The organism is Nocardia sp. CA-151230 (assembly GCF_050942175.1).
Lineage (GTDB): Bacteria > Actinomycetota > Actinomycetes > Mycobacteriales > Mycobacteriaceae > Nocardia.
Window position 1 is genome coordinate 6,870,738 of the sequence record NZ_CP192061.1, and the last position, 12,882, is coordinate 6,883,619.

A 12,882-nucleotide genomic window follows, 5' to 3' on the forward strand; every position below is an offset into this window, starting at 1 on the left:
CGCAATCGAATTCGGGCGGAGCAACGTCGAACCGGGGTTCCCCGAAGGCAAGTCCGGGATATCCGATCTGTCCGGTTACCGGCGTTTCCCGCGCGATCAGCGGCGGGACCAGCCAGTTCCTTTGGTATGTTGCACCGAGCACGACCCTGCGGTGGAAAAGTCGTCCGAACAATTTCGAACAAAGGGTGTGGGCCTTGTCCTTTCGAGCATTGCGAACCTTCCGGGTAGTCGGCGGCGCCCTCACGGCGGTCGTGGCGGCCGCGGCCGGAATCCTCACGGCCACCGGAGCACCCAGCGGGCAGGCCGCGCCCGCCGACTGCCCGAGTCTCAATGTCATAGCCGTCCCCGGCACCTGGGAGACCTCCGTCGAGGACCCGAAGCAGGGCATGCTCGCGCAGGTCACCCGCGGGCTACCCGGCACGGTGCACACCGACTACGTCAGTTATCCCGCCACCGCCTTCCCCTGGGATGGCGAGGTCTACGGCAGCTCCAAACGGGACGCCGTGAATGCCGCGCGGGCGATGGTCGCCGGGACCGCGGCGCGCTGCGCCGCAACGCGTTTCGCGCTCATCGGCTACAGCCAGGGCGCCGACGCCGCGGGCGACCTGGCCGCCGAGATCGGCACCGGACTGGGAGTGGTCCCGCCCGATCGGGTGGCCGCGGTCGGGCTGATCTCCGACCCGCGCCGCTCTCCCACCGACGCGCTGATCGGCCCGCAGGTCCCCGGCACCGGCGCGGGCGGAGCGCGCGCAGGCGGCTTCGGCTGGCTCAGCCCGAAGGTCCGCACCTTCTGCGCCGCGGGCGACCTCTACTGCTCGGTCCCCAACGACGATCTGGCCGGGCGCTCGGCCGGCCTGCTCACCCAGCTGACATCGCAGGATCCGGTCCAGATCCCGAGTTACGCGATGACCCTGCAATCCATTCTCAACGAGGCCCTCTGGCAGGGCGGCGCCGCCATCCTGTCCGCCCCGGCCGACGACCCCGCGAGCGAGCAATGGCTCCGCCAGGTCCAGGATTTCCTGGCCTCCGGCGTCCACCAGTCCTACCCGCGCTACATCGTCGACGCCGACGGCACCACCGCCACCACCTGGCTCCGCAACTGGCTCGCCGAAACCGCCGACCAGAAACCCTGACGGCACGAAAACCCACGCGGGCCGTGTCACCCCGACCTACCGGGTGACGCGGCCCGCGCTGGTCGGACAAGCTCCTCTTCAGCCACGACTGCAACTCGTAGCCCGGCGCCTCCACAAATTTCCGGAACGAGTTCATTTCAAAACAGCCCGACCGGTCCCCGCCTCGGGGTACCTTCCTGCCCGTGTCCGTCAGCGGACCGGAAGGAATTGAAAGACAGTGTTCATTGGGCAAATCGGGTCGACCGCGATCCTTGCGGCCGACGCGGCCGACTCCTCCGGCGTTTCCGCCGGCACCCTGCTGATCCCGGCGGCCGGCGTGGCCCTGCTGGTGGTGGGCCTCGTTCTGCACAACCGGTCCAAGCGGCCCGCGGCCGACGCGGATGCCTCGGCCGGGCTGCCCAAACACACCGGCACCGTCGTCGCCGTCGCGGGCGTGCTGATCCTGGCGCTCGGCATCCTCGCCACCGTCACCAAGGGCACCAGCACGACCGCCGCCCACGATCCCGAACTCGCCGTGGGCAACTGCGTGACCGCCAGCGACTACCGCGGCGCCCAGATCGGCAAGATCCACCCCACCTCGTGTGACGACCGCACCGCCGTCTACGAGCTGGCCGCCTCGGTCACCAACGGCGCCACCTGCCCGGACGGCAAACTCCGGGACGCGGGCTACTTCGTGCTGACCGACGGCAACCACTCGCTGTGCTTCGCCCCCAATGTCAAGGTGGGCGACTGCTATTCGATGCAGGCCGACGTCAACCAGATCACCCCGGTCGACTGCGCCGGCAAGGCCGGGCCCGGCGTCACGGTCCAGATCGGCGGCCGCTTCGACGGCACCACCGACCCCAACCAGTGCGCCATCCCCGCCGGGGCGACCGTCACGCCGCAACCCGCTCGCGTGGTGTGCTGGCAGCCGGTCAAATCCAGCTGACCCGACATGTGAACGGGGCCGGGCAGTGTGACTGCCCGGCCCCGTTCACATCGTCGACCGGGAATTACACCGCCGCGGCCACAGCGGGCACGCCCTCGGCGAGGTCCTGCTCGCCCAGCCGCGGGTACGTCGGATACTCGATGCCCGAGATGTACTGCACCGTCCGCACGACCTGGCACGAATAGCCGAATTCGTTGTCGTACCAGAGGTAGAGGATCGCGGTGTCACCATCCACGATGGCGGCATTGGCATCCACGATCGACGCCGCCCGCGACCCGATGAAGTCACTCGACACCACATCGGTGGCCGCGGTGAAATCGAGATTGCGGCTCAGCGGACCCGACAGCGACACCTGCCGCAGGTACTCGAGCACCTCGGTCTTCGTGCTCTCCCGCTTCAGCTGCAGGTTCAGGATCGCGACCGAAACATCCGGCGTGGGAACGCGAATCGAGCTGCCGGTGATCTTGGCCTGGAAGTCCGGCATGGCCTTCTTCACCGCCGACTGCGCGCCGGTCTCGGTCAGCACCAGGTTGAACGGCGCGGACCGGCCACGGCGATCCGACTTGTGGAAGTTGTCCAGCAGGTTCTGGTCATTGGTGAACGAGTGCACCGTCTCCACGTGCCCGCGCACGATCCCGAACTCGTCGTCCATCGCCTTCAGCGGCGGCACGATCGCGTTCGTGGTGCAGGAGGCGCAGGAGAAGATCTGCTGCGACACGTCCTGGTCGCGGTGGTTGACGCCGTGCACGATGTTCGGCACATCGCCCTTGCCGGGCGCGGTCAGCACGACCTTCGCGATGCCCGGGCGCAGGTGCTGCTCGAGGCCCGCGCGGTCGCGCCACTTGCCGGTGTTGTCGATCAGGATCGCGTCGTTGATCCCGTACTCGGTGTAGTCGATCTGCGCCGGGGAGTCGCTGTAGATGAACCGGATCACGTTGCCGTTGGCGATGATCGTGTTGTTCTCGGCATCGACCTTGATGGTGCCGTTGAACTGCCCGTGCACGGAGTCCCGACGCAGCAGCGACGCGCGCTTGACCAGGTCCTCCTCGCCACCCTTGCGCACCACCACGGCCCGCAGGTTCAGCCCGTTTCCGGAGCCGACCTTCTCGATGAGCAACCGGGCCACCAGGCGGCCGATCCGGCCGAAGCCGTACAGCACCACGTCCCGCGGGCCCGGCGCCTCGGCCTTGTTCCCGTCGAGCACCTCCGCCAGCACCGTCGCGGTGAACTCGGGAATCGACAGCCCGCGGTCGTCGGCGCGGTAGGCGTGGACCAGGCGGCCGAGGTCGATCTTGCTCGGTCCCAGATCCAGCTCGCTGAGCACCTCGAGGAAGGGCAGCGTCTCGTCGATCGACAGCTCCTCGCCCTCGATCTGCCGGGCGAACCGGTGCGTCCGCAGGATGCTGATCACCGATTTGTTCACCAGCGACCGGCTGTGCAGCAGGATCGTCACCCCCTTGTCGCGATACAGCCTGCCGATAATCGGAATCATCGCCTCCGCGGCAGCCTCGTGAGCGTTCCAGCGGTCAAGATGGTCGGTAGTCAACACAAGTCCTCGGGGTTGCCTCGATGCGTACGTGCACCGATGCTATCCAGCCCCGCGGTATCACAAACCGCGGCTACCCGCATGTGAGATCCAGGTCGCGCCGGGGGCCCGCCGGGTCAGTCCCACCAGAACCACCACAGTGGCGCGGCCGCGTGCGGCTTCAGTTCGTCCAGCGTCCCCACGCCCTGATGCACCTGATCCGAGCAATACAGGAACCGCTCGAGCGAAACGGCAAGCGCCTCTTCATCATTCTGGGGCGGATTGCCCACCCGCAGGGCAATGGTGCCCAGACCCATCCCCATCAACTCCGCACCCCAGTGCCCCGCCCAGCGGCGCAGCATGGCGGCGTGATCGCTGCCGCCGAGATCGTAGTTGCATGCTCCCCACCAGTTCAGCAGGTGCGGCACCAGCCACGGCTGCGGCGCCGGGACGAGCGCCAGGTACTTGGTGTCGTCGTCGAGGACGGCCCAGGCGTCGGCCCAGCCGAATCCGTCGTGATCCAGATCGGCGGCGGTGAGCACGCGCGGGCTGCGTGGAATCGAGTCGACGCCCTCGGTGACCACCTGCGCCCAGGCGTGCTCCAGCCAGGCCCGGCCATCGGGTTCGGCGAGCTCGATACCCCGGTCGTCCGGATCCAGGTTCTCGAGCCCCTCGAGCGTCCGTTCTTCGATGAGCACCGGCCACAGCCCGGTGCGTGAATACAGGCCGCGCACCCGCTCCCAAGCATCGGCGGCCGAGTACCCCGCCTCGACCTCTCCCACCCAGATCGCCCGGCCCGCAACCGTTTTACCTGCGGGCATCAACGGCGGGACCTGCACGCCCAGCGCGGCCAGCAACCCGGTCGGGTCCTCGTCCCCGACCAGCATGGCAACCGGGTCGGCAGTGTCCCCATCCGCCCGGAAAGGCGGTACACCAATCGAATTCAGCACGCCCGGATCCAATCACCCCTGACCGACAATCCGCTGCTGCCGGGTTCCGAACCGGAGGCGGTCGCCGCGACGACGACCGCCCGCTACCCGATTCGCCGCTGCGCCGGGCGCCTCAGTGCAGTCCGGAGAGGCTGCTGAGCACCCCGCCCGCGTAGCCGCCACCGAAGGCGCTGCCGAGCGCCGCCGCCGTACTACCGACATCGACCGACCCGGCGCCGACGGCATTACCCAGATCGGCGGCCGAGCCCGGCGTGATGTCGATATCCGTCAGCGGGAGCCCGTCCGCCGCGGCCGTCCCGATGCCCGCTCCGAACAGAGCGCAGGCCACCGCACTCACAAGAATGGTTCGTTTCATGAAGCTGTTCCTCTTATCCACGTCGCGAAGCAGGTGCAGTCTTCCCCTGCTCCGCGCGCCAGAGCATATGAAATATTGGTAATTCAGATGAGCGTTTTGGACCGTTTGGTATGCCGACCTCGCGCGACGTTCGATCGGCCCGTGTCGATAAAACTGATTTGCGAATAGATCGCCGAGGCGCGTGCCCTGCGATTCCGAGCCGTGAAGACCGTGGTTCCGGCGGCACACCCCTGACGCGGAGTCGTTGCCCTGGGCGAATACCCATAGCCGCCAGCGCATTTTGGGAAGCCGGTCACATCCGTGTTGTACCCCGCGAGCCGCCGACGATGGTGGTGTGACAGCAGGCACTTGGAAAGGCGGATTGACATGGCAGGTCGGCATCGTGCGGTGAGCAAGCCCGGCAGAGTGCTGCGCGGACTTCCGGTAGCCGTGGTCGTCCCCGCCGCGGTCGGCGTCGCCGGGGTGGGGACTGCCGCGGCCGAGCCCGCCGCCCCTCGGGTCATCGAGCCCACCGCGATGGTGAACACCGCCGCGGACGTGGCGACCGACAGCCCGGTCGCCGAGCCGATCGCGCTCGCCGCGGCCACCCAGCCGTCCGCGCCGGTGGGCTTCGTCCCCGACGCCGCCGCCTCCGCCCCGGTCCTCGATCCCCTCGAAACCGTTGCGCCCCAGCCCATTCCGTCCGCCACCCCGATCGCCACAGCGGCTCCGATCGCGAGCCCCATCGAGAACGGCACCTACATCGGCCAGACAGCGGGCCAGATCCTCGGCGGCATCTCCGGCGCGATCCTCGGCGGCACCGCGGGCAGCGCCCTCGCCACCGCCCTCACCGCCGGCGCGGCCCTGCCCATCGGCGTGATCGGCGGCGGCATCCTCGGCGGCGTGGCGGGCACCTACATCGGCTACTACGCAGGCTCTTTCATCGGAACCTGGGTGGCCGAGCAGGCCCCGCAACTGATCCCGAACGTCCTCCCCTGACCCGGTTCACCATCCCTGCGGCACCGGCCCCGACAACGCACGGGACTGATCATCTGGGACGTCCGAATACGGCGAGGCGCTCGATCCCGCCCGCACGGTGGTCATCGGTGACGCCCCACGACATCGCCTGTGCCCGGCAGGGTTGAGCGCCACGATCCTCTCGCCTGCGCGGGTCAAGGCGCAGCGGGTTCGGGTGGCCCGAGCAGGTCCCACCGGTTTCCGGCGATGTCGAGGAAGACGGCAACCTGACCGTAGGGTTCGGTGCGCGGCTCGGTCACGAACTTCACACCGGCACCGACCATCCGGCGATACATCCCCGCGAAGTCGACGACCCGGAGAAAGAACCCGACTCGCCCGGCGGCCTGATCTCCGACTGCGCCGCGCTGCCTGTCCCCGTCCGCTTGCGCAAGCAGGATTCCGGTAGACGCGGCGGGTGGGCGGACGACGACCCACCGCTTGGGACGTCCATCATTGGTGAGCGATGGGGAGTCCTCGATCAGATCGAAACCGAGTGTCTCAACGAAGAACTCGATGGCGGAGTCGTACTCCTCGACGATGATCGTGATCAGCTCCAGATGCACTCTGTGAGCCTAGGGCGTCCCCGGACGGGCGTTCGGGTGAAATGCGTCAGCGGAAGTACTCGAACGGCGTGTCGGCTACAAGATGTGCCGGACGATTCCATCGGCTGCGGACTCTTCGATGGCGACAAGGAGCCGGTGGTGGCGCAGGGCTGACTCGAAGCTGGGATGTGGTTGGCGGGCTTCGGCTATGGCTCGGGCGACTTCCTGGTAGAGGGCTGCGATGTTGGCCGGTGGGCCGGACCGGACGCCGGCGGGGACGGTGCGATAGGCGTCGGGCACAGGCAGAGCTTCGTCGTCGATCCGGATGTTCCAGTCGCCCCAGTGGATGAATGTCCCAGGCTGGGCTGGAGTGGCGGTCAACGTGCCGTCGCTGCCGACGAGCTTCAGGTGGAACCCTTCTCGGGCGGGCCCGTTGCCGCCGTGCACGACGACGGAGGCGGTGGCGCCGCCGGCCAGCAGTCCGTGTAGCAGGACGTGGCTGGGCGTGGCATTGGGTACGGTCCGGTCCGTCCCTGCGATGAGAACGCGGTCGTGCATGCGAGGGAGTCGTGCGGTGACCTCGGTCAGCGGGCCCGCGACCCGTTCGAGTGCGGCCAGGAAATGACCGGCCATAACAGTCAGGATGTTGGTTCCCGTCGAAGGATCCAGGCCGAACACCAGATTCGGCCAAATTCGACTGCCGCCGAAGGGAGCCCCTTCCGCAACCAGCGCGACCGATTCGAGTGTGCCGATCCGGCCGTCTGCCAACAGGTCTGCGGCGAAGCGGGCACTCGGGGAATGGTGGCCCTGCAGGACAACCGCGTGAACGACGCCGGCGGTGGTGGCGGCCTCGGTCAACCCGCGCGCTTCGTCGGCGTCGACGCCCAAGGGCCACTCGGACACAACGTGCTTGCCCGCCTCGAGCGCTGCCCTGATCACGGCGGCATGGCCGGATGCCTTCACCGAGACGACGACCAAGTCCACCTCGGGGTGCGCGGCGAGTTCACGTGCATCGGCGAAGGCGTGCCGTGCGCCGTGGGCGGCAGCCGCCCGATCAGCGCTGGCCTGATTGGTGGTCGCGACCGCGGTCACGTCGAACTCCGCGAGCGCTGCGAGCGCGGGTAGGTGTGAGCTGTCCGCCCACCCGCCGGCCCCGACAACCCCGACTCGGATCATGTCCCACTCCTTAGTTATGTACCTTTCGGTAAGAAACTAAATGGCACGACAGGCACGCGCAAGCGGTAATGTACCGATAGGTAAAAAACATGGGATAGAGCTACGGAGGACGGCATGCCCGGCGGGCGCCCACGCGCATTCGACGCAGACACCGCGCTCGACCGCGCGCTCGAGGTGTTCTGGCGGAACGGTTACGAGGGCACCTCGCTGGCCGACCTGACCGCCGCGATGGGTATCAACAAGCCCAGCCTGTATGCCACCTTCGGCAACAAGGAAGAACTCTTCGGCAAGGTTCTCGCGCGCTACCTCGACGGCCCCGGCGCCTACACCGCCGACGCGCTGGACGCGCCCACCGGCCGCGAGGTGCTCGAACGACTGATCCACGGGGCCGTCGACCTGACCGCGGGCAAGAACACACCCCCTGGTTGCCTGTGCGTCAAGACCGTTCAAGCCTCAGGACCCGACGCACACGCCGTACGCCAGGCAGCCACCAAAGTACGAAGGGCCGGCGAGGCCGCGCTGCGCAGGCGGCTCGAGCAGGCCACCGACCTACCGTCGAGCCACGAACCGGCCGCCCTGGCCGCACTCGTCCACACGATCTCCGACGGCATCGCCGTCCAGGCCGCGGCGGGGCGCAGCCGCGACGAACTGCGGCGGATCGGCAACTCAGCGCTGCGCGCCCTGCTGGACGAAGGCAGATAGTCCGCGCCGCCAAAAGTTCAGCATTCGATCATCGTTTCGAATCACTCGACACGACAGCAGGATCGACTCAAGACGCACGGTAAATCATTGGCTAACAGCAGCTTTGGCCGCCGGTGCGCACTCATCGAGCGCCCCGACATACCGCGACCCGTGCGGTTCGACACACACGGCAGCCCGGACAGGTCCGGGCCTCCGCACATCTCGAAGTGCAGCCCAGCCGTTGACAACGCGCCATGCTGCCGAATTTCGTGCGCTTGCGGCCGAGCGGGAGGTCTGAACCGCAAATCTGTCCGACCCGGTCGCTACGGTGATCGGTACACAACCACTCATGGGGGCCAAATATGGGTTATGACATCAGCTTTCATCCTGTGGACATGCGGCTGACCGAGGAACGGGTCATACCGTTTCTGGCCGGCCGGGGCGGCGACGATGATCTGGACGATCTGATCGCCGATGCCGTGCGACAGGCGAAGGTTCGGTTTCGTGCGAACGCGTGGGGACTGGGCGTTCTGAAGGCGTCCGGCAGTGGGGATTTCGATAGCGGCCTCTACATCTGGGGTCGGCCGTTCTTCGTCACCGCCGATGATCCGGCGACCGTCGCCGAAACCGTTGTGCGCTATTGCAATTCCACTCTCGACGAGGTCGACGACCTGGCCCGCAGTCAGATCGACCTGCTCGATCCGGCCCTGTCGAACCACGTCGAGCCTGACATGGCAGGCACCCTGCCTGCCGACCGACACCTGGCCAAGGGCTTCCGCTGGAAGCTCGACCTGCTGCGCGAAGCGACGTCCGCAGTCCGCGCCGGCCGCCCGACCATCCGCAATGGCGATGGCGACGAGATCTCCGCCGCGGACGCACTGACCGGCAATATCCAATTCGTACTGATCGAATTCCTCGCCGCGCTGCTCCCCGGCTGGATCGAGCGCGGCCGGGTCTGGCCCACCGAACTGGCCGAACAAGCCACGACCAACGGCTATCCGCCACTATCCGACAACACCGCGTTGTTCGGTTCCTTCCCGGCCGAATTCCCATCGCTGGATTGGGTACCCAACTGGACCATCCCCTCCAACTACGCGATCGGCGGCTATGCCGCGTCATCGAACATCCAGCCCTTGCGAAACTGGCTGTCCCAGAATGTCGAAGCGCTCGCCGAGGTGGGCGACCAATGGAACGATCGGCCCTACGTCCGCAAGGCCCTCCGCAAGTTCGACGAAGCCTTGGCCCTGGCCGAACTGACCGGCTCCGCCTTCGTCGAAGCCGCCGAGATCTACTACCCCGGGATGGGCACCGTCAACTGACGCCCTCCCACTCCTTTACAAGTGTGCCGCCAGGCGTCCGCCTATGCCGCAACCCGCGCCGTGCGAAGTGGCCGGCGCGGAGCATCTGGCCACGAGACTGACTGCGGCCCAAATATTCGCATTGCCGACCTTCGCGTGATGCTGGATGCTCGGGGGTGGAGTCCTGCCGTTGCCGAATATCCTTTGGCAACAGGATATCCCGGCCGGATCGGTGACACTCCGCAGGGAGGTGATCATGATTGTCTGTGGGCGGCTTGCGGAGGTGGGGTTGGACGCTGCGCGGCGACTGGCTGTCGAGTATCTCCACGGTGCCGAGGGGGTCGACCGGTGCTGGGCCTGGCGTCCGGACCTGGTGGTGTCGGCGCTGCTGGGCGGGCAGGTGGTCGGCGTGTGTTTCGCGTCTCCGGGCTTCGGAACCGGGATCGTGGTCGACGGGATCGCGGTTGACGGCAACTTTGCGGGCCGCGGAATCGGTTCGAAGCTGTTGTCCGCATGGGAGGTTGCTGCCGGAGCCGCGGGGTTCACTGAGGTGACGGTCGGTTCGGCGGGCGGATACGTCGAGCATTTCTACGAGAAGAACGGCTACCGGCCGGTCGAGTACTGCGTGACGGTGCCCGGCGTGGTCGGAGTGGACGGGCCGGGCGGTGTGGAGATCACGAGAGTTCGTGTCTACGGCGACTTCTCGTTGGTGAACATTGCCTCGACCAATGGGCGCGACCCCGACGCCAAGGCCGCAGCCCTGGCTGCGTGCGGCGGCACCCATCTGTCGGTCATCTACGCAAAGTCACTGAGCCCCATGAGCTGAAGAGGTCGACGCATGTCAGGTCCAAGGATGGCCACAACCGACAGCTACCGACTGCTGATCGACCAGGCCGCGGCTTTGTCCGTGGCACAACCCCTCACGCGGCAGGTGACTGCGGGATACGCGGGCGCTGCCCTGCTGGCGGTCGACGGCCGGGTGTACACGGGCAGGAGCCTCACCGGAAACTGCGGAGTGGCGTTCTGCGCCGAAGTCGGTGCAGTACTGACGATGCTGAAGTCTGGCACGTCCCAGATCACCGCCCTCGCAACCGTGAGCAACGACCACCGTTTGATGCCCCCGTGCGGGAGGTGCCGGGAGATGCTGTTCCAGCTGCACCGTGAGAACCTGCACACCGTCGTGGTCCTCGACGACGCGCTCGTCACACTTGCGGAGCTGCTCCCGATGCGGTGGCAGGAGCTTTGGAACGACTGATCCACCGCTCGCTCACTGCCCGGGAACAGTCCATGCGATGTCGTCGGTGAGTACCGCGCTCATGCCGTCCAAGTCGCAGCGCGCATATGCCTCGAAGAAGTCGCTGATCGCCCGGATCTTCGGGTCCTGCTGTGTCACCACGTGATTCCATTCGAACAGGGGAATCCGCAGTTTGCGTCCGGACGCTGGCATCGGTTGCCAGCGACGGACGCTCACATCACGACCCAGGCGGCGGTCATCGAACGAAAACCCGGCAGATACCGTGCGGTACCTGCCGGTTCAGCGTCGTGTTCTACGAGTGGACCCGGGTGGCTCCGAAGTCAGCGGGTGGCGATGATCGCCGAGCCGTGACCGAAGAGACCCTGATTCACCGCGATACCCGCGCGCGCGTGCTCTACCTGCCGCCCGTCGGCCTGGCCGCGCAGCTGCCACGTGAGCTCGCAGATCTGAGCGATCGCCTGTGCGGGAATCGCCTCACCGAAACAGGCCAGGCCGCCACTGGGGTTCACCGGCACGCGTCCGCCCAATGTGGTTGCGCCACTGCGCAACAGCGCCTCCGCGCCGCCGGTCTCGCAGAGCCCGATGTCCTCGTACCAGTCCAGCTCCAGCGCGGTGGACAGGTCGTAGACCTCCGCGAAGGACAGCTCGTCCGGCCCGAGCCCGGCCTCCTCGTACGCGGCCTGCGCGATGGCGGAACGGAACGCGTGCGGCGGGGCCTCGACGGCCACCGCGGAATCGGTTGCGAAATCCGGCAGATCGATGACGGTCTTCGGGAACGTCGGCGTGACCGTCGACAGCGCCCGGATGCGGACCGGGTCGGCGATGCCGTGCCGGCGCGCGTAGTCCATCGACGTCAGCACCAGCGCGGCCCCGCCGTCACTGGTCGCGCAAATGTCGAGCAGCCGCAGGGGATCCGACACGATCGCCGAGGCCGCGACCTCCTCGGCCGCCACCTCCTTGCGGTACCGGGCATACGGGTTGTTCAGGCCGTGGCGGGCGTTCTTCACCTTGACGGCGGCGAAATCCTCGAGCGTGGCGCCGTGCAGCGCCATCCGGCGGCGGGCGTAGAGCGCGAAGTAGATCGGGTTGGTCGCCCCGAGCAGATGGAAGCGCAGCCAGTCCGGATCATCGCGGCGTTCACCGCCGACCGGCTGGAAGAAGCCCTTCGGCGTGGTGTCGGCACCGATCACGAGTGCCACATCGGTCAGTCCGGCCAGGATCTGCGCACGCGCATTGGCAATGGCCTGCGCGCCCGAGGCGCAGGCGGCGTAACTGCTCGAGATCCGCGCACCCGACCAGCCCAATGCCTGAGCGAAAGTCGCGCCCGCGACGAAGCCGGGGTATCCGTTGCGGATGGTGTCCGCGCCGGCGATGTACCCGACATCGAGGTGGTCCACCCCGGCATCGGCCAGCGCCGCACGCGCCGCGACCAGCCCGTACTCGACGAAGTTCCGCCCCCACTTGCCCCACGGGTGCATGCCCGCACCGAGGACGGCGATGTCCCGATCGTTCGTGTCAGTCATTGACCGGCCTCCACATCCACACCGTGTGCTCTGCCTCGTCGTCCTCGTACAGCGTGCCCACGGCCAATTCCACCGGCATGCCCACGGCCAGATCGTCCACGGTGAATCCGCGCACCACCTGTCCGAGAATCACCATCTGCTCGACCTCGAGCTCCACCGCCGCAACGACATACGGCTCGAACGGATCAGCCGAGACATAGGGCGCGGGCGGCTTGTACCGGGCGTCCGCGTACGACCAGATCCGGCCACGCGTGGAAAACAGGTATTCGGCCAGTTCGGAGCCGTCCTTCGCACCGGCACAGCGCGGGTTGCGACAGGCCAGCGTGTTCCGCGGGAAGTACGGTGTGCCGCAATCCTTGCACCGGCTCCCCTTGAGCCGCACCACACCGTCGTCCGCAGTGAACCAGTCAGCCACAGCGGGGCGTTGTTCTTTCTGCACAACCCCGACGGTATAGGAACACGTTCTACTTTGGGGCCGAATTCCACTCCGCGAATCCACGCCCGGAGGTACGGTGACTCC

General features: G+C 67.4%; 15 protein-coding genes. 7 read left to right on the plus strand and 8 right to left on the minus strand.

Annotation, left to right across the window (positions count from 1 at the left end; translation table 11 throughout):
• The first annotated feature begins 194 nt into the window (after nt 1-194).
• Together ACQP1O_RS32415 and ACQP1O_RS32420 are read left to right on the plus strand one after the other, a co-directional pair.
• The gene (locus tag ACQP1O_RS32415) at nt 195-1,133 is read left to right on the plus strand and encodes a cutinase family protein (protein WP_433562179.1); all 939 of its coding nucleotides are present in this window, start codon (nt 195-197) and stop codon (nt 1,131-1,133) included.
• Between the two features lie 217 nt (nt 1,134-1,350).
• A complete protein-coding gene (locus ACQP1O_RS32420) occupies nt 1,351-2,061 on the plus strand; it encodes a hypothetical protein (protein WP_433562180.1) in 711 nt (236 codons plus the stop codon).
• 64 nt (nt 2,062-2,125) lie between these two features.
• On the opposite strand, the gene ACQP1O_RS32425 is transcribed toward ACQP1O_RS32420, so the two are convergent.
• From ACQP1O_RS32425 to ACQP1O_RS32435, 3 genes are all read right to left on the minus strand, one after another.
• Nucleotides 2,126-3,607 (minus strand): glyceraldehyde-3-phosphate dehydrogenase, encoded by a 1,482-nt coding sequence (locus ACQP1O_RS32425; protein WP_433562181.1) that lies wholly within the window; start codon nt 3,605-3,607, stop codon nt 2,126-2,128.
• A gap of 116 nt (nt 3,608-3,723) precedes the next feature.
• The gene (locus tag ACQP1O_RS32430; RefSeq protein WP_433562182.1) at nt 3,724-4,536 is read right to left on the minus strand and encodes a DUF4253 domain-containing protein; all 813 of its coding nucleotides are present in this window, start codon (nt 4,534-4,536) and stop codon (nt 3,724-3,726) included.
• A 112-nt stretch (nt 4,537-4,648) separates the two neighbouring features.
• Nucleotides 4,649-4,891, minus strand: coding sequence for a hypothetical protein (locus tag ACQP1O_RS32435; RefSeq protein WP_433562183.1), 243 nt, complete (start codon nt 4,889-4,891; stop codon nt 4,649-4,651).
• A gap of 366 nt (nt 4,892-5,257) precedes the next feature.
• On the opposite strand from ACQP1O_RS32435, the gene ACQP1O_RS32440 reads away from it, so the two are divergent.
• Entirely contained in the window at nt 5,258-5,869 is a 612-nt protein-coding gene (locus ACQP1O_RS32440) for a hypothetical protein (RefSeq protein WP_433562184.1), read from the plus strand.
• Between the two features lie 173 nt (nt 5,870-6,042).
• On the opposite strand, the gene ACQP1O_RS32445 is transcribed toward ACQP1O_RS32440, so the two are convergent.
• Together ACQP1O_RS32445 and ACQP1O_RS32450 are read right to left on the minus strand one after the other, a co-directional pair.
• Nucleotides 6,043-6,450 carry a VOC family protein gene (locus ACQP1O_RS32445; protein WP_433562185.1) on the minus strand — a complete coding sequence of 136 codons (408 nt, stop codon included), beginning with the start codon at nt 6,448-6,450 and terminating at the stop codon, nt 6,043-6,045.
• 75 nt (nt 6,451-6,525) lie between these two features.
• The gene (locus tag ACQP1O_RS32450) at nt 6,526-7,605 is read right to left on the minus strand and encodes a Gfo/Idh/MocA family protein (RefSeq protein ID WP_433562186.1); all 1,080 of its coding nucleotides are present in this window, start codon (nt 7,603-7,605) and stop codon (nt 6,526-6,528) included.
• Between the two features lie 114 nt (nt 7,606-7,719).
• On the opposite strand from ACQP1O_RS32450, the gene ACQP1O_RS32455 reads away from it, so the two are divergent.
• The 4 genes from ACQP1O_RS32455 to ACQP1O_RS32470 all read left to right on the plus strand — a co-directional run bounded on the left by ACQP1O_RS32455 (nt 7,720) and on the right by ACQP1O_RS32470 (nt 10,839).
• On the plus strand, nt 7,720-8,307 hold the full coding sequence (locus tag ACQP1O_RS32455) for a TetR/AcrR family transcriptional regulator (RefSeq protein WP_433562187.1): 588 nt from the start codon (nt 7,720-7,722) through the stop codon (nt 8,305-8,307).
• Between the two features lie 374 nt (nt 8,308-8,681).
• Entirely contained in the window at nt 8,682-9,605 is a 924-nt protein-coding gene (locus ACQP1O_RS32460; RefSeq protein WP_433562188.1) for a hypothetical protein, read from the plus strand.
• 235 nt (nt 9,606-9,840) lie between these two features.
• A complete protein-coding gene (locus ACQP1O_RS32465) occupies nt 9,841-10,410 on the plus strand; it encodes a GNAT family N-acetyltransferase (protein ID WP_433562189.1) in 570 nt (189 codons plus the stop codon).
• 27 nt (nt 10,411-10,437) lie between these two features.
• Nucleotides 10,438-10,839, plus strand: coding sequence for a hypothetical protein (locus ACQP1O_RS32470; protein ID WP_433562190.1), 402 nt, complete (start codon nt 10,438-10,440; stop codon nt 10,837-10,839).
• 12 nt (nt 10,840-10,851) lie between these two features.
• Here ACQP1O_RS32470 and ACQP1O_RS32475 read toward each other — a convergent pair whose 3' ends face one another.
• From ACQP1O_RS32475 to ACQP1O_RS32485, 3 genes are all read right to left on the minus strand, one after another.
• The gene (locus ACQP1O_RS32475; protein ID WP_433562191.1) at nt 10,852-10,977 is read right to left on the minus strand and encodes a hypothetical protein; all 126 of its coding nucleotides are present in this window, start codon (nt 10,975-10,977) and stop codon (nt 10,852-10,854) included.
• A gap of 182 nt (nt 10,978-11,159) precedes the next feature.
• The gene (locus ACQP1O_RS32480) at nt 11,160-12,362 is read right to left on the minus strand and encodes a lipid-transfer protein (protein ID WP_433562192.1); all 1,203 of its coding nucleotides are present in this window, start codon (nt 12,360-12,362) and stop codon (nt 11,160-11,162) included.
• Nucleotides 12,355-12,801, minus strand: a complete 447-nt coding sequence (locus ACQP1O_RS32485) for a Zn-ribbon domain-containing OB-fold protein (protein ID WP_354838229.1) — start codon at nt 12,799-12,801, stop codon at nt 12,355-12,357. Before ACQP1O_RS32485 ends, ACQP1O_RS32480 begins: the two co-directional genes overlap by 8 nt.
• Nucleotides 12,802-12,882 lie beyond the last annotated feature (81 nt).

What these genes read in the sequence shown, in the direction of transcription:
- ACQP1O_RS32435 (WP_433562183.1), bottom strand. Translation starts at nt 4,891, where the DNA reads ATGAAACGAACCATTCTTGTGAGTGCGGTGGCCTGCGCTCTGTTCGGA.
- ACQP1O_RS32440 (WP_433562184.1), top strand. Translation starts at nt 5,258, where the DNA reads ATGGCAGGTCGGCATCGTGCGGTGAGCAAGCCCGGCAGAGTGCTGCGC.
- ACQP1O_RS32450 (WP_433562186.1), bottom strand. Translation starts at nt 7,605, where the DNA reads ATGATCCGAGTCGGGGTTGTCGGGGCCGGCGGGTGGGCGGACAGCTCA.
- ACQP1O_RS32455 (WP_433562187.1), top strand. Translation starts at nt 7,720, where the DNA reads ATGCCCGGCGGGCGCCCACGCGCATTCGACGCAGACACCGCGCTCGAC.
- ACQP1O_RS32460 (WP_433562188.1), top strand. Translation starts at nt 8,682, where the DNA reads ATGCGGCTGACCGAGGAACGGGTCATACCGTTTCTGGCCGGCCGGGGC.
- ACQP1O_RS32465 (WP_433562189.1), top strand. Translation starts at nt 9,841, where the DNA reads ATGATTGTCTGTGGGCGGCTTGCGGAGGTGGGGTTGGACGCTGCGCGG.
- ACQP1O_RS32470 (WP_433562190.1), top strand. Translation starts at nt 10,438, where the DNA reads ATGGCCACAACCGACAGCTACCGACTGCTGATCGACCAGGCCGCGGCT.
- ACQP1O_RS32480 (WP_433562192.1), bottom strand. Translation starts at nt 12,362, where the DNA reads ATGACTGACACGAACGATCGGGACATCGCCGTCCTCGGTGCGGGCATG.